Source organism: Sulfitobacter sp. SK011 (assembly GCF_003352065.1).
GTDB lineage: Bacteria > Pseudomonadota > Alphaproteobacteria > Rhodobacterales > Rhodobacteraceae > Sulfitobacter.
The window spans coordinates 3,608,862-3,635,005 of record NZ_CP025803.1; the positions used below are offsets into that span (position 1 = coordinate 3,608,862).

Annotated in this window: 24 protein-coding genes; 11 read left to right on the forward strand and 13 right to left on the reverse strand. The window is 58.3% G+C overall.

The features are described from left to right. Positions 1–139: 139 nt before the first annotated feature. The 7 genes from C1J02_RS17705 to C1J02_RS17735 are packed head-to-tail and all read left to right on the forward strand — an operon-like array spanning position 140 to position 8,028. Positions 140–1,240 carry a transporter substrate-binding protein gene (locus C1J02_RS17705; protein WP_114879755.1) on the forward strand — a complete coding sequence of 367 codons (1,101 nt, stop codon included), beginning with the start codon at positions 140–142 and terminating at the stop codon, positions 1,238–1,240. After that, positions 1,237–1,848 carry an ANTAR domain-containing response regulator gene (locus C1J02_RS17710; RefSeq protein WP_114879756.1) on the forward strand — a complete coding sequence of 204 codons (612 nt, stop codon included), beginning with the start codon at positions 1,237–1,239 and terminating at the stop codon, positions 1,846–1,848. The genes C1J02_RS17705 and C1J02_RS17710 overlap by 4 nt, the downstream gene beginning before the upstream one ends. Further along, positions 1,832–2,713, forward strand: a complete 882-nt coding sequence (locus C1J02_RS17715) for an ABC transporter permease (protein WP_114880694.1) — start codon at positions 1,832–1,834, stop codon at positions 2,711–2,713. The genes C1J02_RS17710 and C1J02_RS17715 overlap by 17 nt, the downstream gene beginning before the upstream one ends. After that, on the forward strand, positions 2,713–3,633 hold the full coding sequence (locus C1J02_RS17720; RefSeq protein ID WP_114879757.1) for an ABC transporter permease: 921 nt from the start codon (positions 2,713–2,715) through the stop codon (positions 3,631–3,633). Before C1J02_RS17715 ends, C1J02_RS17720 begins: the two co-directional genes overlap by 1 nt. A gap of 33 nt (positions 3,634–3,666) precedes the next feature. Then, the gene (locus tag C1J02_RS17725; RefSeq protein ID WP_114879758.1) at positions 3,667–5,289 is read left to right on the forward strand and encodes an ABC transporter substrate-binding protein; all 1,623 of its coding nucleotides are present in this window, start codon (positions 3,667–3,669) and stop codon (positions 5,287–5,289) included. A gap of 4 nt (positions 5,290–5,293) precedes the next feature. Then, complete coding sequence (locus tag C1J02_RS17730) at positions 5,294–6,238, forward strand: acetamidase/formamidase family protein (protein WP_114879759.1); 945 nt, start codon at positions 5,294–5,296, stop codon at positions 6,236–6,238. After that, complete coding sequence (locus C1J02_RS17735) at positions 6,235–8,028, forward strand: ABC transporter ATP-binding protein (RefSeq protein ID WP_114879760.1); 1,794 nt, start codon at positions 6,235–6,237, stop codon at positions 8,026–8,028. The genes C1J02_RS17730 and C1J02_RS17735 overlap by 4 nt, the downstream gene beginning before the upstream one ends. Positions 8,029–8,120: 92 nt before the next feature. Here the strand turns inward: C1J02_RS17735 and C1J02_RS17740 are convergent, their stop codons facing one another. From C1J02_RS17740 to C1J02_RS17790, 13 genes are all read right to left on the reverse strand, one after another. Continuing rightward, positions 8,121–8,300 (reverse strand): hypothetical protein, encoded by a 180-nt coding sequence (locus C1J02_RS17740; RefSeq protein ID WP_114879761.1) that lies wholly within the window; start codon positions 8,298–8,300, stop codon positions 8,121–8,123. Between the two features lie 3 nt (positions 8,301–8,303). Further along, positions 8,304–8,462 (reverse strand): amidohydrolase, encoded by a 159-nt coding sequence (locus C1J02_RS20970; RefSeq protein WP_162798372.1) that lies wholly within the window; start codon positions 8,460–8,462, stop codon positions 8,304–8,306. 105 nt (positions 8,463–8,567) lie between these two features. Continuing rightward, positions 8,568–10,397, reverse strand: coding sequence for an ABC transporter ATP-binding protein (locus C1J02_RS17745; RefSeq protein WP_114879762.1), 1,830 nt, complete (start codon positions 10,395–10,397; stop codon positions 8,568–8,570). A 2-nt stretch (positions 10,398–10,399) separates the two neighbouring features. Next, a complete protein-coding gene (locus tag C1J02_RS17750) occupies positions 10,400–11,224 on the reverse strand; it encodes an ABC transporter permease (RefSeq protein ID WP_114879763.1) in 825 nt (274 codons plus the stop codon). 4 nt (positions 11,225–11,228) lie between these two features. Continuing rightward, the gene (locus tag C1J02_RS17755; protein WP_114879764.1) at positions 11,229–12,170 is read right to left on the reverse strand and encodes an ABC transporter permease; all 942 of its coding nucleotides are present in this window, start codon (positions 12,168–12,170) and stop codon (positions 11,229–11,231) included. Positions 12,171–12,226: 56 nt separating this feature from the next. Beyond that, on the reverse strand, positions 12,227–13,765 hold the full coding sequence (locus C1J02_RS17760) for an ABC transporter substrate-binding protein (RefSeq protein WP_114879765.1): 1,539 nt from the start codon (positions 13,763–13,765) through the stop codon (positions 12,227–12,229). 147 nt (positions 13,766–13,912) lie between these two features. After that, on the reverse strand, positions 13,913–15,568 hold the full coding sequence (locus C1J02_RS17765) for an amidase (RefSeq protein WP_114879766.1): 1,656 nt from the start codon (positions 15,566–15,568) through the stop codon (positions 13,913–13,915). Next, positions 15,565–15,696 carry a hypothetical protein gene (locus C1J02_RS21265; protein WP_302622757.1) on the reverse strand — a complete coding sequence of 44 codons (132 nt, stop codon included), beginning with the start codon at positions 15,694–15,696 and terminating at the stop codon, positions 15,565–15,567. Before C1J02_RS21265 ends, C1J02_RS17765 begins: the two co-directional genes overlap by 4 nt. Before the next feature lie 2 nt (positions 15,697–15,698). Beyond that, positions 15,699–16,598 carry an ABC transporter permease gene (locus C1J02_RS17770; protein ID WP_162798373.1) on the reverse strand — a complete coding sequence of 300 codons (900 nt, stop codon included), beginning with the start codon at positions 16,596–16,598 and terminating at the stop codon, positions 15,699–15,701. Further along, on the reverse strand, positions 16,595–17,545 hold the full coding sequence (locus C1J02_RS17775; protein WP_114879767.1) for an ABC transporter permease: 951 nt from the start codon (positions 17,543–17,545) through the stop codon (positions 16,595–16,597). Before C1J02_RS17775 ends, C1J02_RS17770 begins: the two co-directional genes overlap by 4 nt. Positions 17,546–17,628: 83 nt before the next feature. Next, positions 17,629–19,428, reverse strand: coding sequence for an ABC transporter substrate-binding protein (locus C1J02_RS17780; protein WP_114879768.1), 1,800 nt, complete (start codon positions 19,426–19,428; stop codon positions 17,629–17,631). A 42-nt stretch (positions 19,429–19,470) separates the two neighbouring features. Next, complete coding sequence (locus C1J02_RS17785; RefSeq protein ID WP_114879769.1) at positions 19,471–20,487, reverse strand: ABC transporter ATP-binding protein; 1,017 nt, start codon at positions 20,485–20,487, stop codon at positions 19,471–19,473. Further along, on the reverse strand, positions 20,484–21,476 hold the full coding sequence (locus tag C1J02_RS17790; protein WP_114879770.1) for an ABC transporter ATP-binding protein: 993 nt from the start codon (positions 21,474–21,476) through the stop codon (positions 20,484–20,486). Before C1J02_RS17790 ends, C1J02_RS17785 begins: the two co-directional genes overlap by 4 nt. A 245-nt stretch (positions 21,477–21,721) precedes the next feature. On the opposite strand from C1J02_RS17790, the gene C1J02_RS17795 reads away from it, so the two are divergent. From C1J02_RS17795 to C1J02_RS17810, 4 genes are read left to right on the forward strand one after another with little or no spacing between them, the layout of a single operon-like run. Beyond that, positions 21,722–22,351, forward strand: a complete 630-nt coding sequence (locus C1J02_RS17795) for a GntR family transcriptional regulator (protein ID WP_162798374.1) — start codon at positions 21,722–21,724, stop codon at positions 22,349–22,351. Between the two features lie 60 nt (positions 22,352–22,411). Beyond that, a complete protein-coding gene (locus C1J02_RS17800) occupies positions 22,412–24,007 on the forward strand; it encodes a gamma-glutamyltransferase family protein (RefSeq protein ID WP_114879772.1) in 1,596 nt (531 codons plus the stop codon). Between the two features lie 31 nt (positions 24,008–24,038). Further along, on the forward strand, positions 24,039–24,989 hold the full coding sequence (locus C1J02_RS17805) for an acetamidase/formamidase family protein (RefSeq protein WP_114879773.1): 951 nt from the start codon (positions 24,039–24,041) through the stop codon (positions 24,987–24,989). Positions 24,990–25,000: 11 nt separating this feature from the next. Continuing rightward, positions 25,001–25,963 (forward strand): Gfo/Idh/MocA family protein, encoded by a 963-nt coding sequence (locus tag C1J02_RS17810; RefSeq protein ID WP_114880696.1) that lies wholly within the window; start codon positions 25,001–25,003, stop codon positions 25,961–25,963. The last annotated feature ends 181 nt before the right edge of the window (positions 25,964–26,144 follow it).

A 26,144-nucleotide genomic window follows, 5' to 3' on the forward strand; every position in this document is an offset into this window, starting at 1 on the left:
CCGATTAAGTTATTGACAGAATGCAGCTCTGGCGTCACCCTTGAGGCAACACTCGGAAAAACACCTATTTGGCATTCGCGCCCCGCAGTTTGATCTCTAGCAAGAGGTCGGCGCGGGTTTTTTTTGTTTGGGGGGAAGTTTGGGAAAACGTCAAATCCAAATTGGCCTGCTTCTGTCGCGGTCAGGCACCTATTCGCTGATCTCTGAAGCCTGCCGTGTAGGGGCTATGTCCGCCATTGCCCAAATCAATGCGGACCCGAACCTGGCTTTTACCTTGCATGCAGTCGAGCGTGATCCCGAGGGTAATATCGATCGATATGAACCATTGTGTCGCGACATTCTGGACAACACCAATGCACGCCATGTGGTCGGATGTGTAACCTCTTCGAGCCGCAAAGAGGTGATCCCGACGCTGGAACGTGCTGGGGCAACCTTGTGGTATACGGTGCCCTACGAGGGGTTTGAGGCATCTGACCATGTGGTCTATACCCATGCCTGCCCCAACCAGCACCTGTTGCCGCTGCTCGACTGGGCGATGCCAACCTATGGAAAACGGGCCTATCTGACCGGATCCAACTATATCTGGGGTTGGGAGATGAACCGCATCGCGCGCCAAGAGATCACTGCGCAAGGTGGTGAAATTTTGGGTGAACGGTATTTGCCGGTTGGGTCGCCGGACGTTGATCTGATGATCCGCGAAATTGCCTCGGCGCGTCCTGATTTCATTCTCAATTCAATGATCGGTCGATCCCAGTATCAATTCATTGCGGCCTATCGCGAGCTGGCCAAAACCAACCCCCATTTTTTGCCCGAAAACTGTCCAATAATGTCGTGTAACCTGACCGAATGTGAGCTGCCAGCACTTGGCGATGCCGCAGAAGGTCTGGTGGCCGTAGGGCCATATTTCCGCGGCTCGACCGCCTGGCCGGAGGGGCATAATTTCAATTCGTCGCACGAGGCCGCGACCTTTACGGCGGTCCGCGAGCTGGCGCGGCTTTTAAACTTGTGTCCAGATGCCGAAACCCTCAGCTTGTCTGAACTGCTTCGTATGGATGGCGCGGCAGAAGGCATTGTTGACCCCCAGACCCATCACACCCGGCTGCCGGTGCTGATCGGTCAGGTCGAAGGCGGCGAATTCGCCGTGAGAAGGCAATTTGCACCGATCATGGGCGACCCATACCTGTCGCGGGGGCGGAGTGGGCTTGAAGGCATTGCGCCAAAGTTGCGGGTGGTGTCATGACACGGCGTGTTTCCATTCAAGAGCTCGGCGGGGCCCATGCCATCATATTGCACCGTGAACACGTAACGGTCCGGAATTTGTCGCGCCAACTCACTGCAATTGGGTTGCAGATTTCGACCAGTTGGCCCGTGCTTGATGCTGGTGCCTTGGGGGCGGATTTCGTGTTTTTTGATGCAGACATGGGGCATGATGAGCAATTCCCGTGGCCCCCTGGCCAGTCGCCGATGCCATTGATCGCTCTGATTGGCAGCGAGGCACCAGGACGGATTGACTGGGCGTTGTCTGCCGGTGCCGATGCCCAACTCCTTAAGCCAATTGGGGATGGCGGGGTCTATAGCGCGCTTTTGATTGCGCGCGCGGCCCACAATGCCCGAAAAGCACTTTTGGATGATGTGGACAGCCTTCGCCGGCGTCTGAACGAGCGTCAGACCGTCGTGCGGGCCGTCAACTTTTTGATGGTGTCCGGTGTCGATGAAGACGCCGCATATGATCGGCTGCGCCGCATGGCCATGGATTGGCGGATCAACTTCGAGGACGCGGCGCGAAGGGTTGTTGCCCAACATCTTGAAAAGGGGGATTTGCATGACCGACATGGTCATCGGGGTTGAGGCCGAGGTCGCCGAAGCTGGGCCTTGGCGTCGCCTTGTCCGCCGAAAACTGGCTGTGTTTGGTCTGGTGTTGATTGCCGTGATCGTGATCGGGGCTCTCTTCGCGCCGCTGATCGCGCCATACTCGCCAAATGAGCAGCATTTCGAGGGGCTGACCCTGCAGGGCGCGCCGCTGCCGCCGGGCGGCGATTTCCCGTTGGGCACTGACCTGCTTGGGCGCGATCTGTTTTCGCGCATATTATATGGCGCAAGAACGTCACTGATCATCGGTGTGGTTGCAAACGGATTGGCATTGATCATTGGCACCCTGATTGGTGTCACGGCTGGCTATTTGCGTGGCTGGATCGGAACGATCCTGATGCGATTCACCGACCTGATGATGGCTTTCCCCGCGCTTTTGCTGGCGATCTGCCTTGCCGCGATCTTTCAGCCCTCGTTGTGGATCGTTGCAATGGTGATTGCGCTGGTGAACTGGGTTCAGACCGCGCGGGTGATCTATACCGAAACCACATCTTTGGCGGAACGTGATTTCATCGCAGCCGAAAAGACACTGGGGGCTGGCACCGGCCGCATCCTGTTCCACCATATCCTGCCGCATCTGGTTCCGATCCTGATTGTTTGGGGAACTTTGGGAATTTCCACCACAGTTCTGCTTGAGGCGACGCTCAGCTTTCTGGGTGTCGGCGTGCAGCCTCCAACGCCATCCTGGGGCAACATCATTTTCGAAAACCAAACCTATTTTCAGTCGGCTCCGTGGCTGGTTTTTCTTCCCGGTTTCGCCATTCTGATCCTGGCGTTGGCCTTCAATCTGGTCGGCGACGCCCTGCGTGACGTTTTGGATCCCACACAGCGGGGGCGCAGCTGATGCTTGCCTACCTTGTCCGCCGGCTGGTGCAATCGGCTTTGATCATGCTGGGCATCTCGTTCATCACTTTTTTGCTTTTGTACGTGCTGCCCGCCGACCCGGTTCGCCAGATCGCCGGACGTTCCGCCACCGCGCAAACAGTCCAGAATATCCGAGAGCAACTGGGACTGGATCAACCCTTTGTCGTTCAATATTACCGATATCTTTCCGGCCTGCTCCAAGGTGACATGGGGCGCAGTTATCTGCAGAAAACCCAAGTTAGTGAGCTGATTGCTGCGCGCCTCCCCCCGACGCTTTTGCTGATGGGCGCGGGTATCATTTGCGAGTTGATTATCGGTTTGTCTATGGGGGTTATCGCCGCGATCCGGCGCGAACAGCCCTTGGATCAGACGCTGATGATCACATCATTCATTGCCGTATCGGCCCCGCAATTCGTGGTCTCGCTGCTGTTGCTTTATGTCTTTGCCGTGCAACTGGGATGGTTCCCGATCGGTGGTTATGGCACAGCGGCACATCTTGTCTTGCCCGCTGTGGCGTTGGGGATCATGGGATCGGGTTGGTACAGTCGCATGATGCGGTCGTCGATGATCGAGGTCCTTCAGCAGGATTTCATCCGCACCGCCCGCGCCAAGGGCCTGACCCGAAGGCGCATTATCCTGCGCCATGCGATCCCAAATGCCATCCTACCAGTGATTGCCATGATCGGGATTGATATTGGCATTTTCATGGGCGGGCTTGTCGTCGTTGAAAGTGTCTTTGGCTGGCCCGGTATCGGCCAGCTTGCCTGGCAGGCAATTCAGCGCGTCGACATCCCGATCATTATGGGCGTCACGCTGGTCACTGCCTTTGCAATCGTTCTGGGAAATCTGTTGGCGGACATCATCACACCGCTGATCGACCCGCGCATCAAACTGCGTTGAGGGTCATTCAAATTCAACAAGGAGGAATACCAAATGAAAAAGCTACTCTGTACATCCGCACTGGTTCTTGGGTTTGCGCTGCCCGCGCTCGCCGAAGGCTATCAACCCGACCCGAATGCCAAACCGGGCGGAAATATCGTGATCACCTACAAGGATGACGTGGCGACGCTGGACCCTGCCATCGGCTATGACTGGCAAAACTGGTCGATGATCAAATCAATCTTTGACGGTCTGATGGATTACGACCCCGGCACCACCGACCTACGCCCCGGCCTGGCCGAAAGCTATGCCGTGTCCGATGATGGCATGGTCTTTACCTTCAAATTGCGCGCTGGCGTCAAGTTTCACAACGGGCGGGTGATGACCGCCGACGACGTCAAATATTCGCTCGACCGGGTGACCAACCCAACGACGCAATCTCCCGGCGCGGGCTTCTTTGGCTCAATCAAAGGCTTTGACGAGGTCTCATCCGGTGCCGCCGACCATCTTGACGGGGTAAAGGTTCTGGACGCCAGCACCGTCGAAATCACTCTGTCACGACCCGACGCAACCTTTCTGCATGTCATGGCGCTGAACTTTGCGTCGATCGTCCCAAAAGAAGCGGTCGATGCGGCAGGAGATGACTTTGGCAAACAACCCGTCGGCACCGGTGCCTTCAGCCTTGGCGAATGGACGCTTGGGCAGCGGCTGGTTTTTAACAAGAACCCCGATTACTGGCGCGCGGGCATCCCCTATCTGGATTCGGTGACCTTCGAAGTGGGGCAGGAACCGGTCGTTGCCCTGCTGCGGCTTCAGAATGGAGAGGTGGACGTTCCCGGCGATGGCATCCCCCCGGCAAAGTTTCAGGAGGTGATGTCAGACCCGGCTCAAGCTGAACGTGTAGTTGAGGGCGGACAGCTTCACACCGGCTACATCACCCTCAACGTCAACACGCCGCCAATGGACGATGTGCGGGTGCGACAGGCGATCAACATGGCCATCAACAAAGCCCGGATCGTGCAGATCATCAACGGGCGCGCGGTTCCGGCCACGCAACCCCTGCCACCTTCGATGCCCGGATATACCCCGGATTATCCGGGCTATGCCTTTGACGTCGACGGTGCCAAGGCACTGCTGGCCGAGGCAGGACATCCCGAAGGGTTCGAAACCGAGCTTTACGTGATGAACACCGACCCCAACCCGCGCATCGCCCAGGCAATCCAGCGTGATCTCGATGCCATCGGCGTCAAGGCAGCGATCAAATCACTGGCCCAAGCCAACGTGATTGAGGCCGGCGGCAATGGCACTGCTCCGATGATTTGGTCTGGCGGTATGGCATGGATCGCAGATTTCCCCGATCCATCCAACTTTTACGGCCCGATTCTTGGGTGCGACGGGGCAGTCGAAGGCGGCTGGAACTGGTCGTGGTATTGCAACGAAGAGCTGGACACGATGGCGACCAAGGCGGACAGCATCACCGATCCAGGCATGGTGGATGATCGCATGAACATGTGGTCGGACGTCTATATGGGTGTGATGAAAGATGCGCCCTGGGTGCCGGTGTTCAACGAACAGCGCTACACGATGAAATCGCCGCGCATGGGCGGGGCCGACGCGCTTTACGTTGATCCGGTATCGATCCCGGTCAACTATGACTACGTCTACGTGACCGAGTAAGCGCATGTGTCAGGCTTGTAATTACACGATCCACCACGCGCAGCACCATTTCGGCTGGGACAATTCCATTGCCCCGGCCGAACGGGTCACGCCCGGTTCGACAATCCTGTTTCACTGCCACGACAGTTCGGCGGGCCAGCTTGGCCCGTCGTCCACGGTGCAGGATGTGGTCGATCTGGATTTCGGCAAGATCAACCCGGTTTCGGGTCCGATCTACATCGAAGGGGCCGAACCCGGCGACAGCGTAAAAGTCTCCATCGAAAGCTTCGCGCCCTCTGGCTGGGGCTGGACCGCCAATATTCCCGGCTTCGGCCTGTTGGCGGATCAGTTCACGGATGCTGCGTTGACCTTATGGAAGTACGATCCCAGCTCGCTTGCGCCCGCGCTTTGGGGCGATCAGGGCAAGGTACCGCTAAAGCCGTTTTGCGGCACCATCGGGAACGCCTTGGCAGAAGCGGGTTTGCATTCAATTGTCCCGCCCCGGCGGGTCGGGGGCAATTTGGATATCCGTGATCTGGCGGCGGGCACGACGCTTTATCTTCCTGTTGAAGTGGCCGGCGCGCTGTTCAGTGTTGGCGACACCCATGCGGCACAGGGTGATGGAGAGGTATGTGGCACGGCAATTGAAAGTCCAATGGACGTGGTTTTGACGCTGGATCTGGTCAAGGGTGAGAATCTGAAAACCCCACGCTTTACCACGCCGGGTCCCGTCACCAATCATCTTGATGCCAAAGGCTACGAAGCCACAACCGGCATGGGCCCTGACCTGATGCAGGCGGCGCGTGATGCGGTGTCGGCAATGGTTGACTTGTTGTGCAAACAGCGCGGCATGTCAGCGGTAGATGCCTATATGCTGGTGTCGACCTGTGGTGATCTTAGGATCTCGGAGATTGTTGATATGCCCAATTGGGTCGTCAGCTTTTACTTCCCGCGATGTGTTTTTGAATGATGCCAGAAGCATACAAGAAAACTGAGGCGGCCCTTGAGGCCGTCTTGGAACAGCCTGTCCTCAAAGTTGACGGACTGACGGTATCGGTGCGCAGTGAACAAGGCCAAAAGCCGCTGATCCGTGACATCAGCTTCACTCTCGAAAAAGGGGAGATTCTGGCCATCGCAGGGGAAAGCGGTTCCGGGAAATCGATCACCTCCTTGGCCATCATGGGGCTTTTGCCGCCCCCCGCAGTGCAGGTTACAGGCGGTGCCATCCGGTTGAACGGAAGCGATCTAACCCAGTTTGGCGAAGCCCAGATGCGCGACATCCGCGGCAATCGTATAGCGATGATTTTTCAAGAACCGATGACGTCGCTCAACCCGGTTCTGACCATTGGCACACAGATTTCCGAAGCAATCCGTGCGCACACACTGATCAGCCGCCGCGAGGCCCGCGTCCGCGCGCTGGACGCCCTTCGGTCGGTCCGGATCAGCCAGCCTGAGCAGCGGCTTGACCAATACCCTCATGAGTTTTCGGGCGGCATGCGCCAGCGCGTGATGATCGCAATGGCGCTGGCGTTGGAGCCCGAAGTGCTGATCGCGGATGAACCCACCACCGCGTTGGATGTCACCGTGCAACGCGAAGTTCTCGACCTCTTGCGCGATCTTCAAGCCGAACATGACACCGCGATCTTGCTGATTACCCATGACATGGGCGTCGTTGCCGAAATGGCCGACCGGGTTATCGTGATGAAAGACGGCGCTATCGAAGAGGTCAACGACGTCAAGACCCTGTTCGCGGCCCCCAGCAGACTCTATACCCAACAGCTTTTGGAGGCCGTGCCGCGCATGGGCGATGGCACCAGCAAACCGCCAAAGCTGCCTGCAAAGGATCAGCCGGTTCTGAGGTTGGACAATCTGGCGGTCCATTTTGATGTTCGTGGCGGCATTATGGGCCGGGTCACGCACCGGGTGCACGCGGTTGAAAATGTCAGCTTTGACATTGCCCGGGCCGAAACATTCGCACTGGTTGGGGAAAGCGGCTGTGGCAAATCCACCATCGCCAGGGCGGTTGTCGGTCTGGCATCTCATACCGGCCGGATTGAGGTCAAAGGTCGCCATCTTGAAGGCTTGGACTCGGCCGGGCGCAAGGCGCTGTGCCGCAATGTTCAGATGGTGTTTCAAGATCCGATGGCGGCCCTTGATCCGCGCATGAAGGTCGGACATCTGATTGCCGAACCCCTGACCATCCACGGCATCGGAACCACCGCGGATCGGAAAGCAACTGTGCTGGACCTGCTCAAACGGGTTGGGCTTCCTGCCGACGCGGCTGACCGGCATCCGCACCAGTTTTCCGGTGGTCAGCGGCAACGCATTTGCATCGCCCGCGCGTTGGCGTTGCATCCTGATCTGATTATTGCTGACGAATCTGTTTCGGCATTGGACGTATCTGTTCAGGCGCAGGTGCTCGAATTATTGGGTGAATTGAAACAGGAAATGGGGCTCGCGTATTTGTTTATCTCCCATGACATGGCCGTGGTCGAAAATATCGCTGACCGTGTTGCTGTCATGTACTTGGGCCAAATCGTGGAAATGGGCAGTTGCCGGCAGGTTTTCGGAAACCCACAGCACCCCTATACTCAACGCTTGATCGAAGCCGTGCCAGTGCCCGATCCGGCCCACATCCGGACCAGCGACACGCGTCTGACAGGAGACGTTCCAAGCCCGGTCTACAAAATCGGGCAACGCCCCAAAATGATGAACCTAATAGACATCGGGCAAGGCCATCTTGTCGCGGGGAATATTTGAAGTCTGAATACCTGCGAACACAAAGTACGCCTCAAATGTTCTAAAGTTTAGTCCTTGGGCCCGCTTAGGTGGGCGTCCGGGTTTCTACGAGTTCAGCCCAAAAAGGGACAGCCCACTAGGATTGCCTTGTCGTAGAAGTCGTATTCCGGATGATGCACCTCGACGGTGTGGCCCTTGTCGATGACGTCGATTTCGAATTGGTCAGCTGCTGCATAAAGTAGCCCTGGTCGGAAGGCGAACTCGCCGACAGGTGGACCCGGCGGATTGTGCATGCACTAGACTTCCTTGATCCCAAAACGCTCAATCATGCGGTCTTTGATCATCGCCTCTCCAACGGTGCCGCTCTCTTCAGCGGGCTGGAAAATCACGGCGACAGAGCCAACCTCGCGCAACATGTCAGCAACAAGCTCAGATGTTCGGCGGGTGTCATACATCGGTTCCGGATTTTCGTACAGGTCGCGGCGCTATGCGCTGTTTTCGGGGTGCATTTCGGCAAGGCAGTTCTTGATGACGATGGATTCCTCTCGCCTTTTCTTGGATCAGTCGTTCAGCGCGAAGTGGCCAGGGGCCGCTTCGTAATAGACAGAGGGTTGGGGCTGGTGACCGACAGGGAACACTGGCGATGGGATCGGTTTAAATTTCAAGTTATCATGGACCGTCCGGCGGGTTGGGTCGGCAATTGGCACGGCCGCTATCAGCGATTTGGTATAGCTGTGTTGCGGATTTTCAAATACTTGCGCGCGTGAACCGATCTCGACGATCCGGCCCAGATACATCACGCCGACCCGGTGGGCGACCCGTTCAACCACGGCCATGTCGTGGCTGATGAACAGAAACGACACGCCAAGGTCGGCCTGAAGTTCCATCATCAGGTTCAATACCTGCGCCTGCACCGATACATCCAGTGCCGAGACAGCCTCGTCCGCAATGATCAGCTTGGGATTGGTGGCAAGGGCGCGGGCGATGGCAACGCGCTGGCGCTGACCACCCGACAGTTCGTGTGGAAATCTGCGCAAAAAGCTGCGCGGCAACTCAACGCGGTCAAACAGCGTCGACACCCGATCCTCCAACTCGGATCCAGAGGCGATGCCGAAGTTCAGCAACGGCTCTGCCACCTGATCGCGTAGCCGCCGATATGGGTTGAGCGAGGCAAAGGGGTCCTGAAACACCATCTGCATGTTGCGTCGTGCCCGGCGCAGGTTGGCGGCATTTAGCGCAATAATGTCGGTGCCGTCGATCACAACCTCGCCCGAAGTTGGTTCGACCAGCCGCAGAATTGAGCGACCGCAACTGGACTTGCCACAGCCGGATTCACCCACCAGTGCCAGGGTCTCGCCTTTGTTGACGGTAAAGCTGACATCCTCGACCGCGTGGACATAGGCCGTGGTTCTACGCAACACCCCCCCCTTGACCGCAAATCGGGTGGTCAGGTTTCGCACCTCGAGCAGTGGTTCAGGATATTCGGCTGGTTCCAGTGTCTGCGACACCGCCGTGGCCTCTGCCCCGACGACGCGCATGGGTTCGGGCGCGGGCGTACCCGTCATCTCGCCCAGTCGCGGCACGGCGGCCAAAAGTGCGCGGGTGTAGTCTTGGGTCGGTGCCTCAAAAATCTGCCTGACCGGTCCGCTCTCAACCAGATTGCCACGATACATTACCACCACGCGATCAGCCATCTGGGCGACCACCGCCATGTCGTGAGTGATGAAAAGCACCGCCATGTTGTTTTCACGCTTCAACCGGTCGATCAGCGCCAGTATTTCGGCCTGAATGGTCACATCCAGCGCCGTCGTGGGTTCATCAGCGATCAGCAGGCGCGGCTCGCATACCATTGCCATCGCGATCACCACCCGCTGGCGCATGCCGCCCGACAATTCGTGCGGGTATTGTCGCAGGCGTTGTTCCGGTTCCGGGATGCGGACTTCGCGCAGCAATTCCAGCGCCCGGGCGCGGGCGGCCTCCTGGCTGAGGTTCCGATGCACGCGCAGCCCGTCAGTCAGCTGCCGTTCGATTGTAAACACCGGGTTGAGCGAGGTCATCGGTTCCTGAAAGATCATCCCGATCTCGTTGCCACGGATATCGCGCATCGTATCAGTGTCGGCACCTGCAACATCCAGCACCTCACCGCCGGGGCGGGTAAAGTGAAGCTGTCCGCCGGTGATCCGCCCACCGCCGAATTCGACCAGCCGCATCAGCGACAGCGAGGTGACGGATTTGCCCGAACCGGATTCGCCGACAACACAGACGGTTTCGCCGGGATTGATGGAAAAGCTGACATCTTCGACCCCGACAACGATGCCATCGTCGGTGTCAAATTCCACCCTCAAACCGTCGATTTCGACGATCGGGGTTTGTCTGGGTTCTTCAAGCATGTTCAGCCTCCCGACCGCGAGCGTGGATCCAGCGCGTCGCGCAGCACATCCCCGAACATATTCAGGCCGAGTACCGTCAACGCGACAGCGGCCCCCGGCACCAGCGCGGTCCAGGGTGCCACGTCCAGATAATCGCGCGAAGCCTGAATCATCAGCCCCCACGAAGCGCGCGGCGGCTGGGTTCCGAGGCCCAGAAACGATAGCCCTGCCTCGGCCAGGATTGCGAAGGCCAAGCTGATCGTCGCCTGAACTATGACGGGCGGCATGATGTTGGGTAGAATGTGGCGCAGGATCATCATCAGGTCGGTGGTGCCTGCTGCTCGTGCCGCCTCGACATAAGGCATCTGCGCGATCCGCAATGCCTCACCCCGGATAATGCGGGCCAGAAAGGGCGTAAACGCGATGCCGATGGCAATGATCGTATTTTGCAGGTTTGGCCCCAACACGGCGCTGATCGTCAGCGCCAGCAACAGCACCGGAAAACTCAGCAGAGTATCCACCAGTCGCATCAGCAAGTTGTCGGTGACACCCCCATAATAACCAGAGATAATGCCCAGCGGCAGGCCGATCACGACGCTCATGACCACGGCGGATACCGCGATCATGACTGAAGTACGCGCACCCAACATGACCCGATAGAAAAGATCCCGGCCCAGTTGATCGGTGCCAAACAGATAATCCATGCTTGGCGGATCAAGCCGCGCGCGCATGTTCATCTTGGTGGCAAACTCGGCGGGAATGACAAGCGGAGCGAAGATTGCGACCAACACAACGCCAGTGACCAGAACGATTCCAATGATGCCTTTTGATGTAAAAAAGGATTTCATCTCGTCATCCCAGCCGAATTCGCGGATCGACCAGCACGTACAACAGATCGACGATTAGATTGGCCAGCATGACCACTGCGGCGATCACAAAGACGCTGGATTGGATCAGTGGAATGTCGCGGTTCAACAGCGCCTGATAGGTCAGCCACCCCATGCCAGTGTAGTTGAACAGACTCTCGATCACGATGATCGAACCAAACAGATACCCGATCTGCAGGCCCGCTACGGTCATCACCGGACCAACCGCGTTGGACAACCCATAGCGCCAGACGACGGTGCGTTCCGACAGGCCTTTGGCGCGGGCGACGCGGATAAATTCCTGGCCCAGAATGCCTGTCATGGTCGCTCGGGTCATGCGGGTCAGATGCGCCATCAACCCCAGGCCCAGCGCAAGGGATGGCAGAAAGGCATGTTTCAGTGCCAGCACGAAGTTCTCAGACGGATCAACAAACCCGCTTGAGGGCAGCCACCCTAGGGTCCTGGCGAACAAAAGTATCAGCATGATCCCCCAGAAGAAGTCCGGCAGGCTGACGCCCAATAGCGCAGTAGTGCTACTGGCGGTGTCCTGCCAGCGGTCTCGGTGAACTGCCGCCCAGATGCCAAGCGGCACGGCGGCGGTCAGCGCAATGGTCATCGACATCACCACGATCAGGGAACTGGCGGTCATCTTTTGCAGCAACAACGGACCGATGGGTTCCTTGAACACCAGCGAGGTGCCCCAGTCCCCGGTCAGCATACCACCGATCCAGCGGCCATATTGCACAATCAACGGATCGTTCAGCCCAAGCGATTCACGCAGGCCCGCCAGCGCTTCGGGGTTGCTTTGCGTGCCCATGATCATCATCGCCACGTCGCCCGGCAGGATGTTGGTCACGACGAATGTGATCACCGAGATCAGCAGCAAGGTGATCGCCAGTGACAGGAGGCGGTTCAAGACATAGGTCATTCAATTCGTTCCAATAAAAGCGCGGCGCGGGCCACGAAAAGGCCCGCGCCGTAGTATCATGCGTTCAGCCAAACCTTGTGGAAATTCAGGTTCGATCCATTCGGATGCACGACCGTATCCAGCCCACCGACCGAGAGTTGTGCCCCGATTGATCCGTTACGGAACCACAAATAGACATCGTGGGTTTCGTCAAAGACCCGCTGCTGCACGGCCTTGTAAATATCGGCCCGCGCGTCAGGGTCGACAGTGATGCGCGCCTTTTCCGTCAGTTCATCAATCACCGGATCGCTGATCTTGCGGTAGTTGAACGCACCGGTCGTGTTCCACAGACTGTAGTACAGGAAGTCCGGTTCCCACAGCGTGAAGAAGTTCATCATCGAGATCTGGAAATCCTTGTCGACCCAGACCTGGCTTAGCCAATCAGACCAGGTCAGCTGCTCGATGCTCATATCCACCCCGCCCTCGCGGAACCACTCCAGCATGATCTGGGCGGCCTCGACGTGGTAGGGGTAATTGGTCGTGACCTTGAACACCACCTTCAACTCTCCCGGGCCATAGCCCGCCTCGGAAAGCAACGCGCGAGCCTGTTCGAAATCCTGTGGCCGCTGCACCAGATCGTGGTTGTAGGATGCCGAGGTCGGATAGCTGGGCGACGCCGTGACCGCGCCTTCGCCCCATAAGGCACCTTCCAGCAGCGCCTCTTTGTCGATCATCAGATCAAAGGCCTTGCGCACGCGGGCATCCTTGAATGGCTCGAAGTCGTGGTTCATGTTCAAAAAGTCCCAGTTCAGCGGGAACCACGTGACAACCTGATACGCCGGGTCTTCTTTGATCTCGGCCATCCGGTCGGCAGGGATATCGTTGATCATGTGCAGTTCGCCTGTCCGCAGGCCAGTCAGACGCACCGTAGGCTCTGTGATCTCGCGGATCATGATCTTTTCCAGATAGGCGGGGCCTTCCCAGTACTCGTCAAACCGCGCCAGTTCGACCTCGTTGCCAAATTCCCGGCGCACGAACTTGAATGGACCGGCGCCAATCGGCGTGGTGCCCTGCACCTCGCCCGAGCCTTCGGGCATGATCACACCGGCACCGTTTTCCGCCAGACGGCTGAGGAAAGGCGCATTGATGCTGTTCAACGTAACGATGACGGTCAGGTCATCAGGTGTTTCGATGGACTCAACCGCGTTGAAAACCTCAAAGTTGACCGCCCCCGTCGCCGGGTCCTTGCACCGCTCGAACGAATATTTCACGTCGGCAGAGGTCATGTCAGACCCGTCGTGGAATTTGACGCCAGAGCGCAGCTTGAAGGTGTAGACAAGGCCGTCCTCGGACAGATCGAAGCTTTCAGCAAGGTTCGGAATGACGTTCAGATCCTTGTCCACCGTCACGATCGAGCTGTGCACGTTCTGCAGCACCCGCCCGGTTGAGGCAGTGCCGGTCTGGTGCATATCAAGGTTCTGTGTCGTCTCGGAATGGCCCCAGATCAGGGTTCCGCCGCTGACCGGTGTCGATTGCGCAAGCGCTGGCACGGCACTGTAAAGGATTGTGCCGCCAACAACCGCGGATGTGGATTTAAGAAAATCTCTGCGTTTCATTTGTCTCTCCTCGTGGATGGGCCTCAATGTCCCGAAGGACGGGAAAGCCCGGTTGAAAAGTAGGATTCCGGCCCAACTGCGATGGGCTTCTGGTTTTTCAGATGCTGCGCTACGACTGGATGCCGGTCGCGTCAGTGTCAGGTCTGCTCAAATCGCAAAGCCGGGGCGTCTGTCCGCCACGGCCAGTTTACGTTCCAGCGCCATACCAAGGTTCAGCAGCGGGCCTTCCTGAAACAGCCGACCCCACAGGGATATTCCCTGTGGCACAGTGAAAGTTGGGCCCGCACCGGTGGCGTTTCCAGTGGTCAGTTTGCCAGCCCCCAGTGATGCGGCACTGCGGGTCCCAGCTTCAAGGAACCCGGCACGTAAGTGCAGGCAGGGATGGCCGGTGAAATTGCTGGCTACCAGCATCGGGCCGGTCATGAATGGGCCAATCAGCGCATCGACGTTACTGAACAGCGTGTCCAATGACTGCATGACCAGATAACGCAAACGGTCCAGCTGTACGTGATCGACGGCCGACAGGAACCGCGCCTTGCGGAAGGTATTGGGCCAGGCCCCATCGTCCTGCCATTTTAGCGTATCGTCAGTATCTTCTAAGGTCAGATGCTCGAACGCCGCGGCGGCTTCGGCGTAGACCACATTCATCAAGGCCCCATAGGGTAAATCCTGCAGCTCGACCTCGACGACCTCAATTCCAAGATCCTTCGCAGCGGCCAGAGCGGCATGGTCAACCTCGGTTGCACCCTCGCCGAAGGCTTCTGGTAAATAACCCAAACGCATGCCCTCTATACCTTGGTTTGCATCAAAGTTGAACGGTGCCGCGATTGTGCAGCGGTCGCCAATGTCCACGCCATTGATTGCGGCCAGCACCATCGCGGTATCCTCGACGCCGCGGCAGATCGGCCCGACCTTGTCGAGCGACCAGCAAAGTGCCATTCCGCCTGCGCGAGACACCCGTCCGAAAGTGGGCCGCAGCCCAGTGGTGCCGCAGCGCTGGCTGGGCGATGTAATCGATCCCAAGGTTTCGGTCCCGATGGAAAACCCGCACAGTCCGGCGGCGGTGGCCGACGCTGATCCAGCGCTTGACCCGCTAGAGCCTTCATTCAGGTTCCATGGATTGCGTGTCCAACCACCAGACCAGATATCACCATATGCCAGCGCCCCCAGCGTGGTTTTGCCCAACAGCACCGCGCCAGCATCACGCAGCAATGTGACGATATGCGCATCGCAGTCAGGCACACGTTCCTGATAGGGCTCGGCACCCCAACCGGTGGTGACACCGGCCGTGTCAAACAAGTCTTTCATCCCATAGGGAATGCCGTGCAGCGGACCCAGATTGGTGCCTTGCGCCAGCAATTTGTCTGCCGCATCCGCCTCAGACAATGCGGTTTCCGACATCACCTTCGCATAACACTCCAGCTTTGGGTTCAGCGCCGCAATTCGCGCGAGATAGATTTCGGTCAGCCTGCGGCTGGTGATCTGCCCGCTGGCGATCCAGGTGGCCAGATGCGTCAGGGGGGCAAAGGCGATATCCTCGTCGCTGTCGGGAAGCGGGGCGGAGTGGATCGCCAACAATTGGCTGTCCGCCACTTGGGGCATTTCAAATCCCGGCAGCCGCGGATCAAATCGCGACGCCATCGGCACGTTGTTGGACAATGGCACCTTGCGGCGCGCCACGGCAGATTCAATCTGCCCGGCCAGATTGCCAACCATCTGTTGGCGTTCCCGCACAGTGTAGGAAAGACCCAACAGCCGCTCGGCGGCTTCGATGTCTTCTACGGTGATGGCAGTATCTGTCATTGATGCTCTCCTGTTTTGCCGATCTGGTTCAGGCACCACTGTTTCAGCGACAAAGCGTCAGTGTCGCCCAATGCCATTTTCGCGCCGAGGCCCCCGATCAATTCCTGCTCAAGATCAATCATGGCCATGCTCAGACATCCTTCACTTCGCGCACATCCAGATAATCGCGCAGCCCGTCGCCGAGGAAATTGATGCTGAGGACCGTCAGCATGATCGCGGCACCCGGGAACAGGCCCAGCCACCAGGCCCGCGAGATAAAGCTGCGACCATCGGCCAGGATCAGTCCCCAGGTCGGCGTGTCGGCCTCGACACCGAGACCCAGAAACGACAGGCTGGCCTCGCCCAGAATGGCATAAGAGACGCTGACTGTTGCCTGTACGATGATCGGTGCCGCCGCGTTGGGCAGGATGTGCTGGGTCAGAATGCGAAAGTTCGAGGCCCCCGACACACGCGCGGCATCGACGTATTGTTCCTCTTTCAGGGTCAGAACCATGCTCCGCGCGACGCGGGCAAAATCATCGAGGAAGGCCAAGGATATGGCGATGATGACATTCAACAGCCCGGCCCCGAAAACGGCCACCAGATAGACCGCGATGATGAAATTCGGAAACGCCCACTGCAGGTCGATATAGCGCATGATCACGTAGTCGAGCCATCCACCGAAATACCCGGCGATCAGGCCCAGTGCCACGCCGAATACCAGCGCGATGGCGACTGTCGACACCCCGACAAACAGGGATATCTGCGTACCGTAGATCACTCTGCTCAACAGGTCGCGGCCCAAATCATCCGTACCCAATGGGAATTCCAGCGATGGCGGCATCAGCATGTCGAACAGCATCGCATTCGGATCATGTGGTGCCAGCCACGGCCCTAGGAACGCAAAGACGGCAAAGATGCCCAGCACGATCAGGCCGAAGACGGCCTTCTTGTCGTACGCGATCTCGCGCAGGAAACCGGGACCGCGACGGAGGACAGGTTCTTGGGTACTGACCGTATCGGCACCGAAGGCTTTTGCGTATTTGCTCACGATTGATACCTGATGCGCGGATCAACGAGCGTGTAGAGAACGTCAACCAGCAGGTTGGAAAAAACGAAGATGGCGGAAACGATCAGGATAGCACCCTGAACGACCGGGTAATCGCGGTTCAGGATGCTTTGGATCAAAAGTCGCCCCAGACCTTTGATCGCGAAGACATTCTCGACCACGACAGCGCCCGACATCAGCAAGGCAAAGGCGATGCCGATCACCGTGATCACCGGGATCAGGGCGTTGGGGAAAGCGTGTCGCATGATCAAAGTGTACTCACTCAGCCCCTTTGCGCGCGCGACCTGCATGTATTCGGCATTGAGCACTTCCAGCATCGACGAGCGGATCATCCGCGCAACGATGGCCGAAAACGCAGTGCCGACAGCGATCGATGGCAGGATCAGATGGGAAAACCATGGCCAGAAGCCCTCTGACAGCGGCACATAGCCGATGGCTGGCAGCCAGTGCAGGTTAGCGGCAAAGACGATGATCAGAAGGATCGCCAGCCAGAAATCCGGCATGCTCAACCCCAGAAACGCCACGAAAGTCACCGCATAATCCAGCCCCGTATTCTTGCGGGTCGCAGCAATCAGACCGGCGGGTACGGCGATGACGATCGCCACGAAGAACGATAAAAGGGCCAGTGAAAGAGTGCGCGGCAGGGATTCCGCGATCAACTGCCCGACTGGTACGCGACTGCCGTAGATCGAATTGCCCAGATCCCCCTGCACCGCATTCCAGAGCCATTTTCCGTATTGAACATACATCGGCTGGTCGAGACCGAGCTTGCGGCGGATCTCGTCCACTGCATCAGGGTCGCCGACATCGGCCAGCATGGCCGCAATCGGATCACCCGGCACAAGCCGCAGCATGAAGAACACAAGCGTCGCGACCACGAACATCACCAGGAGGGCCCCAAGCGTGCGTTTCAGTAGGTATCCGGTCAAGGCCGCCTCCGTTGTTGAGTGTTTGGTCCGGGCAAGATCGTCTCGCCCGAACCGGATGCGGGATAGCGCCGCGTGTCAGCGGATCACGACTTGAACGACACCCGGTCAAGGTCGACCAGTCCGGGGATCCGGCTCTGCTCAGGGAAGTCCAGGTTGGCGCTGTGAACCAGGATGTCCGAAGGGTGATAGCTGAACACCGAGGCCACCTTGTCAGAGGTGATCTTGTTGGCCTGCTGGACCAGTGCCTTGCGCTTCTCCGGATCGGCCTCCACACTTTGCTGGTCGACGAGACTGTCGACTTCACTGTCCGAGAAGTAACCGAAGGGCATTTTGTCCTTGTCGCGTTTACGCCCGTTGAATTTGGATGCGGTCTGCATCCAGTCCACCAGACCATCATCGGGGTCAAAGTCACCACCACTGCCCGATGTCCGCAGGTCCCATGTCATCGCATCGAACTCTTCAACATTGACGGTCCATTCCTTGGTATCCAGCTCAACCGTGATGCCCAAGTTCTCCTTCAGGATGGAGGCGGCGACCTGCGCCTCGCGGCGTCCCGTCGGCGTGCAGGTCAACCTCAGGGTCGGAAACCCCTCCCCGCCGGGATAGCCCGCATCCGCCATCAACTGCCGTGCGCCTTCGGGGTCAAACCGCTGGTTACTGGTTTCGGAAATCGCCTCGTCGTAGTAAAAGCCCATGGCCGGATTGATCGTGCCAAAGGCCGGCGTTCCGCGTCCGAAATGGGCGATCTTGAGAAAGCGATCCCGATCAAACGCCTTGGCGATTGCCAGACGCACCATGAAGCCTTTTTCCTTCATCAGTTCGGACAGGGGCTTGTTGAAATCCGACACCGTCATATTCTCGTGCCATGGGTTGATCCAGATTGACTGGAAGCCCGGACCGGGTGTTTCGTCCACCACCAGATCGGGATTGGCCACAAACCGGTCCACCAGTTCGCTGGGAACCGGATTGCCGCCGATCAGCTGGATGTCGCCGGATTCCAATGCTGCGGCCAGCGGTTCGGCATCGCTGATCGGTTTGATGATGACCTTGTCCAGCTTCGGGCGCTCAGGGTCATAGTAGTTCTCGAATTTCTCAAGCACGACGCCCTGACCGAGCTGGTGCTCGACCACCTTGAACGGACCTGTGCCTACCGGTGCCATCCCGTAGTCCGAATTGCCCATCTCCTCGAGCGCACGGCCGCTGACGATGGTCATGGCCCGACCGCTGGAGCGTTCCAACGTCTTGGTCAGGAACGAGGCCTGAGGCTTGGCCAGCGTGAACTTGACCTCAAGATCGTTGAGCTTCTCAAGCCCGGTCACATTACTCAAGACCCGAGAATGGATCGATTTTTCGGGATCTTTCGACCGGTTGTAGGTGTAAAGAACGTCGTCAGCCGTAAAGGCATCTCCGTTGTGGAAAGTCACGCCCTCGCGCAGTTTGAAGACGTACTGCGTGCCGTCGGCGGAGACCTCCCAGCCCTCGGCAAGATCGCCTTCGGCAACCAGATCCCGATTGATGTGCATCAGACCGCTCAGCACATTTGACATGATCTGGAATTGTACCACCTGATTGATCTGGGCGGGGTCAAGCGTGACAATCTGGCCCACACCGGACCACCCGCAGGTCAGAGTGCCGCCCGGGGTACCCGCGGCTTGGGCACCGCGGATCAGGCCACCGGCCGGCAGCATGTTTGCAGCGGTCAGCGTGCCCGCCGCCGCCATCAGGCGCAGCACCGCACGACGTTTCAATTTGGGACCCGACATGTCGTCCCGGGACAGCCCGAACATCGGATCACGACGGTCAAAATCATAGGCGTCAGATAGCTCTGTGTCGAATTTTGCCCTCTGCGTCTGGGTCAGGTTTTTATATGTATTGTCATCCATTTTAGATCTCCCTTTTGGTTATGGTATTTTGGTTTTGAACGCTCATGCAAAGGGGCAGGCCACCTTGCGACCGTCGTCAGTGAAAATGGTCTTGGGAACATCCACCCGACAGCTGTCACGGGCTTTTGGGCAGCGCGGGTGGAACACACAGCCAGACGGCGGATTCATCGGGCTGGGCACCTCGCCAGAGACAAAGCTGTGCGGGCGTTTTTGCTCGATCTCGGGGTCCGGTACCGGCACCGCGTCCAGCAGGGCCCGCGTATAGGGATGCCGGGGATCGGAAAAGATCGCGTCACAATCGCCGATTTCAACAATCTTGCCCAGATACATGACGGCGACCCGGTGACAGATATGGCGCACCACGCTCAGATCGTGTCCGATGAAAAGATAGGTCAGCCCAAACTCTTCGCGCAGGTCTTCCAGCAGGCGGATGATCTGCGCCTGGATTGACACATCGAGCGCGGAAACCGCCTCATCACAGACGATAAATTCTGGGCGCAGGGCAAGCGCCCGGGCGATCCCGACGCGCTGACGTTGTCCACCGGACATTTCGTGCGGATAGCGATCTGCAAGGTTGGCGGGCAGACCGCAAAGCGCGAGCAATTCCTTGACGCGCCGCGCCCGACCCACAAAGTTCATGCCCCGGTCGTGGATGCGTATCGGTTCCGCGATGATATCGCCCACAGACATGCGCGGGTTGAGTGAACTGAACGGGTCCTGAAACACTGCCTGCACCTGACGCCGGTAATGCAATGCCGCACTGCCGGCCATACCGGCAATCTGGTGTCCGTCGAACTTGATCTGGCCTTCGGTCGGCGTTTCCAGGCGCAACAAACACCGTCCAATGGTGGTCTTGCCGCACCCGGATTCACCAACCAGCCCAAGGGTTTCGCCACGGTGGATGTCAAAACTGGCACCATCAACGGCCTTCACATGCCCCACGGTTTTTTCGAAGATCGTGCCCTTGCGCACCGGAAAATGCACCTTGAGGTTTTCGACCTCAATCAACTTGTCCTGGGCCCCTTGGGACGGGGCGATGGCTACGGCGCTATTGGTCATGCCGCAGTCTCCTGATGGAGGGCATCGACTTCCCAGCAAGCCGAGCTGTGGGCATCGCTGATATCGATCATCGGTGGTGTTTCGGCGCGACATCGGGCCGTCGCAAAACGGCACCGCGGCTCGAAGGCACAGCCGGGACCCAGATCTGCGAGGTCCGGCGGGCTGCCCGGGATCGGCTCGATCTGCGTGCCGCGCACCTGATCCAACCGGGGAACGGAATTGAGAAGTCCGAGTGTATAGGGATGGCTGGGGTTCGCATAAAGCGCAGCGGCGATCCCGGTTTCGACGATTTTTCCGGCGTACATGACATTTACGCGGTGCGCATAGCGCGCAACGATCCCAAGATTATGCGTGATGATAACCAGCGCAACACCCATCTCCCGACAGAGGTCCTTCATCAGAGACAGCACCTGCGCCTGAACCGTCACGTCCAAAGCCGTTGTCGGCTCGTCCGCCAGTATCAGTTTTGGATAACAAGACAGGGCCATCGCGATCATCACACGTTGGCGCATGCCTCCGCTCAGTTGATGCGGGTATTGGCTCAGACGTCCTTCAGGGTCTGATATGCCGACTTTCTCTAATAGTTCAACGCCGCGCGCATTCGCCTCTTTTTGTGACATATTCAGGTGCAGCTTCATCGCCTCGGTCAGCTGACGCCCAATCGAGATGACCGGATTCAACGAGGTCATTGGTTCCTGAAACACCATCGCAATTTCTTTGCCGCGCACGTCCCGGATCGATTTGTCGTCCAAGCCCAGCAGGTCAATGTCGTCAAAGGCAATCGACCCGGAAACGATCTTACCCGGCGGACTTGGAATCAACCCAAGGATCGCGCGGGCACCCACCGACTTACCACTTCCCGACTCGCCTACGATCGCAACGATTTCACCGGGTGCAACCGAATAGGAAATGCCGTTGACGGCCTGAACCACGCCTTCAGGCGTGCGAAATTCAACTACCAGATCCTTGATTACAAGCAAGTCTTTCAAGTTTAGGCCTCGCTATTGGAAACGCCGGGTATCGGTGAGCGCCGTCCGTAGTATTTTGGCAAATCACCGTTTTTTTGTCTTCAATACGGTTGACCGTAGCCACGTTTTCCTATCCTGTAAACTAATTATCGATATCGATATCTATAGATTCAGTTTGATACAACAATGGGCGAGTTCACGTGGACCTGACGAAAAATTCTTCGCTTGGACAAAGCTTAGTACCCTGGAAAACCAAGGGTGACGCTTTGTTTCACGAAATCCGCCGCGCGATCCTCTTGCGCGAAATTCAGGCAGGCGAGACGCTTTCTGAGCCACAAATCGGAAGCAAATTTAACTTTTCGCAGGGTACAGTGCGCGAGGCGTTGATGCGTTTGCAGGAAGAAGGCCTTGTGCAGAGGCGCGGCTATCATGGCACGACCGTGACACGCAGCTCGCTGATCGAAGGCGTGCAAATGGCAGAGATCCGCATCAAACTAGAGATGGAGGGCGTCCGCCATGCCACCGATGGGTTAACCGAAGATGATTTCGCAGAGCTTCAGGACTGCTTGTCGCGTATGGACGCCGCCGCCAAACAAGGCGATTCCTATGCGCTCAGCGAGCTTGATCGCAAATTCCATCTAACATTGTTTCGACACTCTAGCATGAACGCACTCGAACCGATCCTGACACGCTGCATGTTGCACATGCATTTGCGAACTTTTGGTCACTCAAAACCCGCGAAACGGGCTGTCACGCCAACTGAGGCACATCAGCCAATCCTTGACGCCCTACAAGGCCGGAACGCAGATGATGCCGCTGCAGCGTTGCGCGACCACATCAACCTAACGATCAGCCTCTGGTCGCCACCCCTAAAATCCGCAATGGATTCCCGGTGAGACACTCGCCCTGAGGCCGTCGAATGCAGCCGCAGGACAACATTTGGAAAGGTCAATTTGATGCAATTGCGTTCTTCGCACATTTATCCGTCACGCCGCTCGGCCGTCTTGGCAGACAACATCGTTTCGACCTCTCAACCGCTGGCAGCGCAGGCTGGTCTTTCAATGCTGGCGCACGGCGGCAATGCCGCAGATGCGGCAGTGGCCACTGCGATCACGCTCACTGTAGTGGAGCCGACGGGCAACGGCGTGGGATCAGACGCGTTCGCTATTCTTTGGGATGGCAAGCAGCTGCATGGGCTAAACGCATCGGGTCGTGCCCCGGCTGCCTGGTCGCTCGACAAATTTTCCGGACGCGATGAAATGCCCATGCATGGCTGGGATAGCGTGACAGTGCCCGGTGCGGTGTCCGCCTGGGTCGAATTATCACAGAAATTCGGCTCACTCCCATTTGAAACCCTGTTTGAGCCTGCCATCGGCTATGCCGAGCGCGGATTTCCTGTCTCGCCAAAAATCGCGCAGTTATGGGAACGCGGCGGTGAGAAACTGCACGACCAGCCGGGGTTTGCCGAAAACTTTCTGCCGGACGGGAAGGCCCCCCGCGCTGGAGAGCGGTATGCCAATCGTGCCCTTGCCCGCAGCCTGCGCCTGATTGCCGAAACAAAAGGCGCGGCCTTCTACCAGGGCGAACTTGCCGAAGCCATGATCGCCTTCTCGGAGGCCAATGCCGGCGTGATGACCCTTGATGACCTTGCCGCGCATCGCGCTGATTGGTGCGGCACGATCTCGAAAGGATTTGGAGACGCGGCGTTGCACGAAATCCCCCCGAATGGACAGGGTATCGCGGCGCTGATGGGGCTGGGCATTCTGGAACACACCGACATTCGCGATCTTGACGCTGATGACCCGCGCGCCATGCATCTTCAGATTGAAGCAATGAAGCTCGCTCTTGCCGACACTGAGAAATTTGTAGGCGACATTGCCCACATGGCACAGGTTTCCGCCGCAGACATGCTGGACGATGGCTATCTGGCCGAGCGGGCAAAGCTGATTGATCCGTTGCGGGCCCAGGATTTTGGCGCGGGTGCGCCCAAAAGCGGGGGCACTGTCTATCTGACAACCGCCGACGCGTCGGGCATGATGGTGTCTTTCATTCAGTCGAACTATGCCGGGTTTGGATCAGGCGTGGCAGTGCCCAAAACGGGTATCCACCTACAAAACCGCGGTTGGGGCTTCTCCCTTGATCCCAATAGCCCAAATGTTGTGGGCCCTGGGAAGCGGCCGTTTCACACGATCATCCCCGGTTTCCTGATGGGAAAAACGCAACCTATCATGAGTTTTGGCGTTATGGGTGGCCCGATGCAGGCGCAGGGGCACCTGCAAATGGTGCTGCGCACCCAGCTTTGGGGGCAGGATCCGCAAATGGCCGCTGATGCCCCACGCTGGCGGGTGACCGAAGGACTTGGTGTAGCCTGCGAGACGACGCTGCCTTCACGCACTCTTGAAACGCTCGCAGGGCTCGGACATTCGCTGGCAATGGAAGAGCCGGATACAGCATTTGGCTTTGGCGGTGCCCAGTTGATCCATCGTCTTGCGGGCGGCGGGTATGCAGGAGGCTCTGACCCGCGCAAAGACGGCGCAGCGGTCGGGTTTTGATCTGTTCAGATAATAGCGCAAGGTCGACATCATGATCCACCGACTTAAAGCCAGTCCCGAAACCTGTGCATGGGGATATTTCGACGCCACTGTTGCCCCTGCTCTGGAAATTCAAAGCGGTGAAACGATTGTCATAGAGACGGTATCGGGCGGGCCCGATCAAATTCCGCCAACGGATGCCGGGTTTCACATCCCACCTGAGCTTTTGGACATCCATGCGCGTTCGCATCGTCAGGTGCCGGGGCACATCCTGACCGGGCCGGTGGCCGTGGCCGGGGCGAAACCCGGGCATGTTCTGGAGGTTCAGATCCTCGATATCCAACTGCGCCAGGACTGGGGTTGGAACATGATACGGCCATTGGCAGGAACATTGCCCGATGACTTTCAAACCGGTCGCATAGTCACGATCCCGCTGGACCAGGACACAATGACGGCAGAGCTGCAATGGGGGCTCGCGCTGCCGCTGAAGCCGTTCTTCGGCGTGATGGGAGTGGCACCACCGACGAACTGGGGTCGGGTTTCGACAATCCAGCCGCGGGCGCACGGCGGAAATATAGACAACAAGGAGCTGGTGGCCGGCACAACACTTTACCTGCCGATTTTCACCGAAGGCGCGATGTTCTCGTGCGGAGACGGTCATGGCGTACAGGGCGATGGCGAGGTCTGCGTAACGGCGATTGAAACGGCTCTGGAAGGCACGTTCCGGCTCACCGTTCGCGACGATATGCCGATCTACTTTCCGCGCGCCAAGACCCCGACGCACCTAATTACCATGGGCATGCACGAGGATTTGGACCGCTGTGTTGAAATGGCGCTGAGGGACATGATTGTCTGGATCACCGATCGCACCGGGCTCAGCCGCGAAGACGCCTACATGCTGTGTTCGCTTGCAGGCGATTTGCGGGTGACGCAAACCGTGAATGGCAACAAAGGCATTCACATGATGATGCAGACTGCATTGCTGGACGGGAAAACCCAATGAAGGAAGGCAACATGGCCGTTAAGACAGCACTCATCGGTCTGGGGATCATGGGGCGGCGAATGCTCGAACACATGGTCCGGCACAATGGATATGAACCGATCGCACTTTGGGACCCGGATCCAGAGGCCTGCGCGCAAGCGGTGCGATTGGCCCCGGATGCGGCCATCGCGACCAGCGCGGAGGCCGCAATGGATGCCGCTGACCTGATCTATCTGTCCTGCCCACCGGCACCGCGCAAGGCCTATGCGTTAACTGCCGCCGCTGCAGGCAAGGCACTGTTTCTTGAAAAACCGCTGGGCGTGGATGTCGCCGAGAGCGAAGACCTCGTGGACCGGCTGGCATCTTTCGGTGTTCCCGTCGCTGTCAACTTTACCCAGGCGGCAGGGTCGGCCCTCACGGACGTGAGCAAAGCTGCGCGCAGTGGCGTGCTGGGCGATGTCCTCGGGGCCGATATCGTCGTAACCTATGGGGCTTGGCCGCGCGCTTGGCAGAAGGCGGCCGATTGGCTTAGGTTTCGCGACGAAGGCGGCATGACGCGGGAAGTAATCTCGCATTTCCTGTTTTTTTCGGAACGTATCCTTGGGCCACTGACGGTTGTCTGGGCACGCCCGTCCTTTCCGGACGATCCTGCGCTGTGCGAAACCCATATGCTGGCCCGTCTTGAAACCTCGGATGGTCGACCTGTAACAATCATGGCCAGTGTCGGCGGTGCACAACCGGACCGTCAGGAGTTGACAATCAAGGGAAGCAGAGCCAGCCGACGCATCACCGATTTCTATGTCGATGCCGTTTCGGATGGCGGCGCGTTCACCGAGATCCGGGAACGGCCGGAGGACCCCAGAGCAACCAGCCTGAAAGCACAGCTTGACGATCTGAGGCTATGTCTCGACGGCAAAACGAACCGACTGGCCACTGCCAAAGAGGCGCTGCGTGTGCAAAAGCTGGTCGAGGCAATGCTGGCCGGCAAACCCTGAATTGAACCGGACGCCCGGCACGCCTCTAGCTGGCGCAGGTCTTGTTCAATATAGTTTGCGCGCTGCCCTGCGACGGACGTTCGTATGCAAATCACTGTGATAAGGCCACTCTTGCACGAAACTGCTGCGCCAAGGTCAGGCGCGTCTCGGCGCGCGAAATGAATAAAAAGTGAGATGAGTG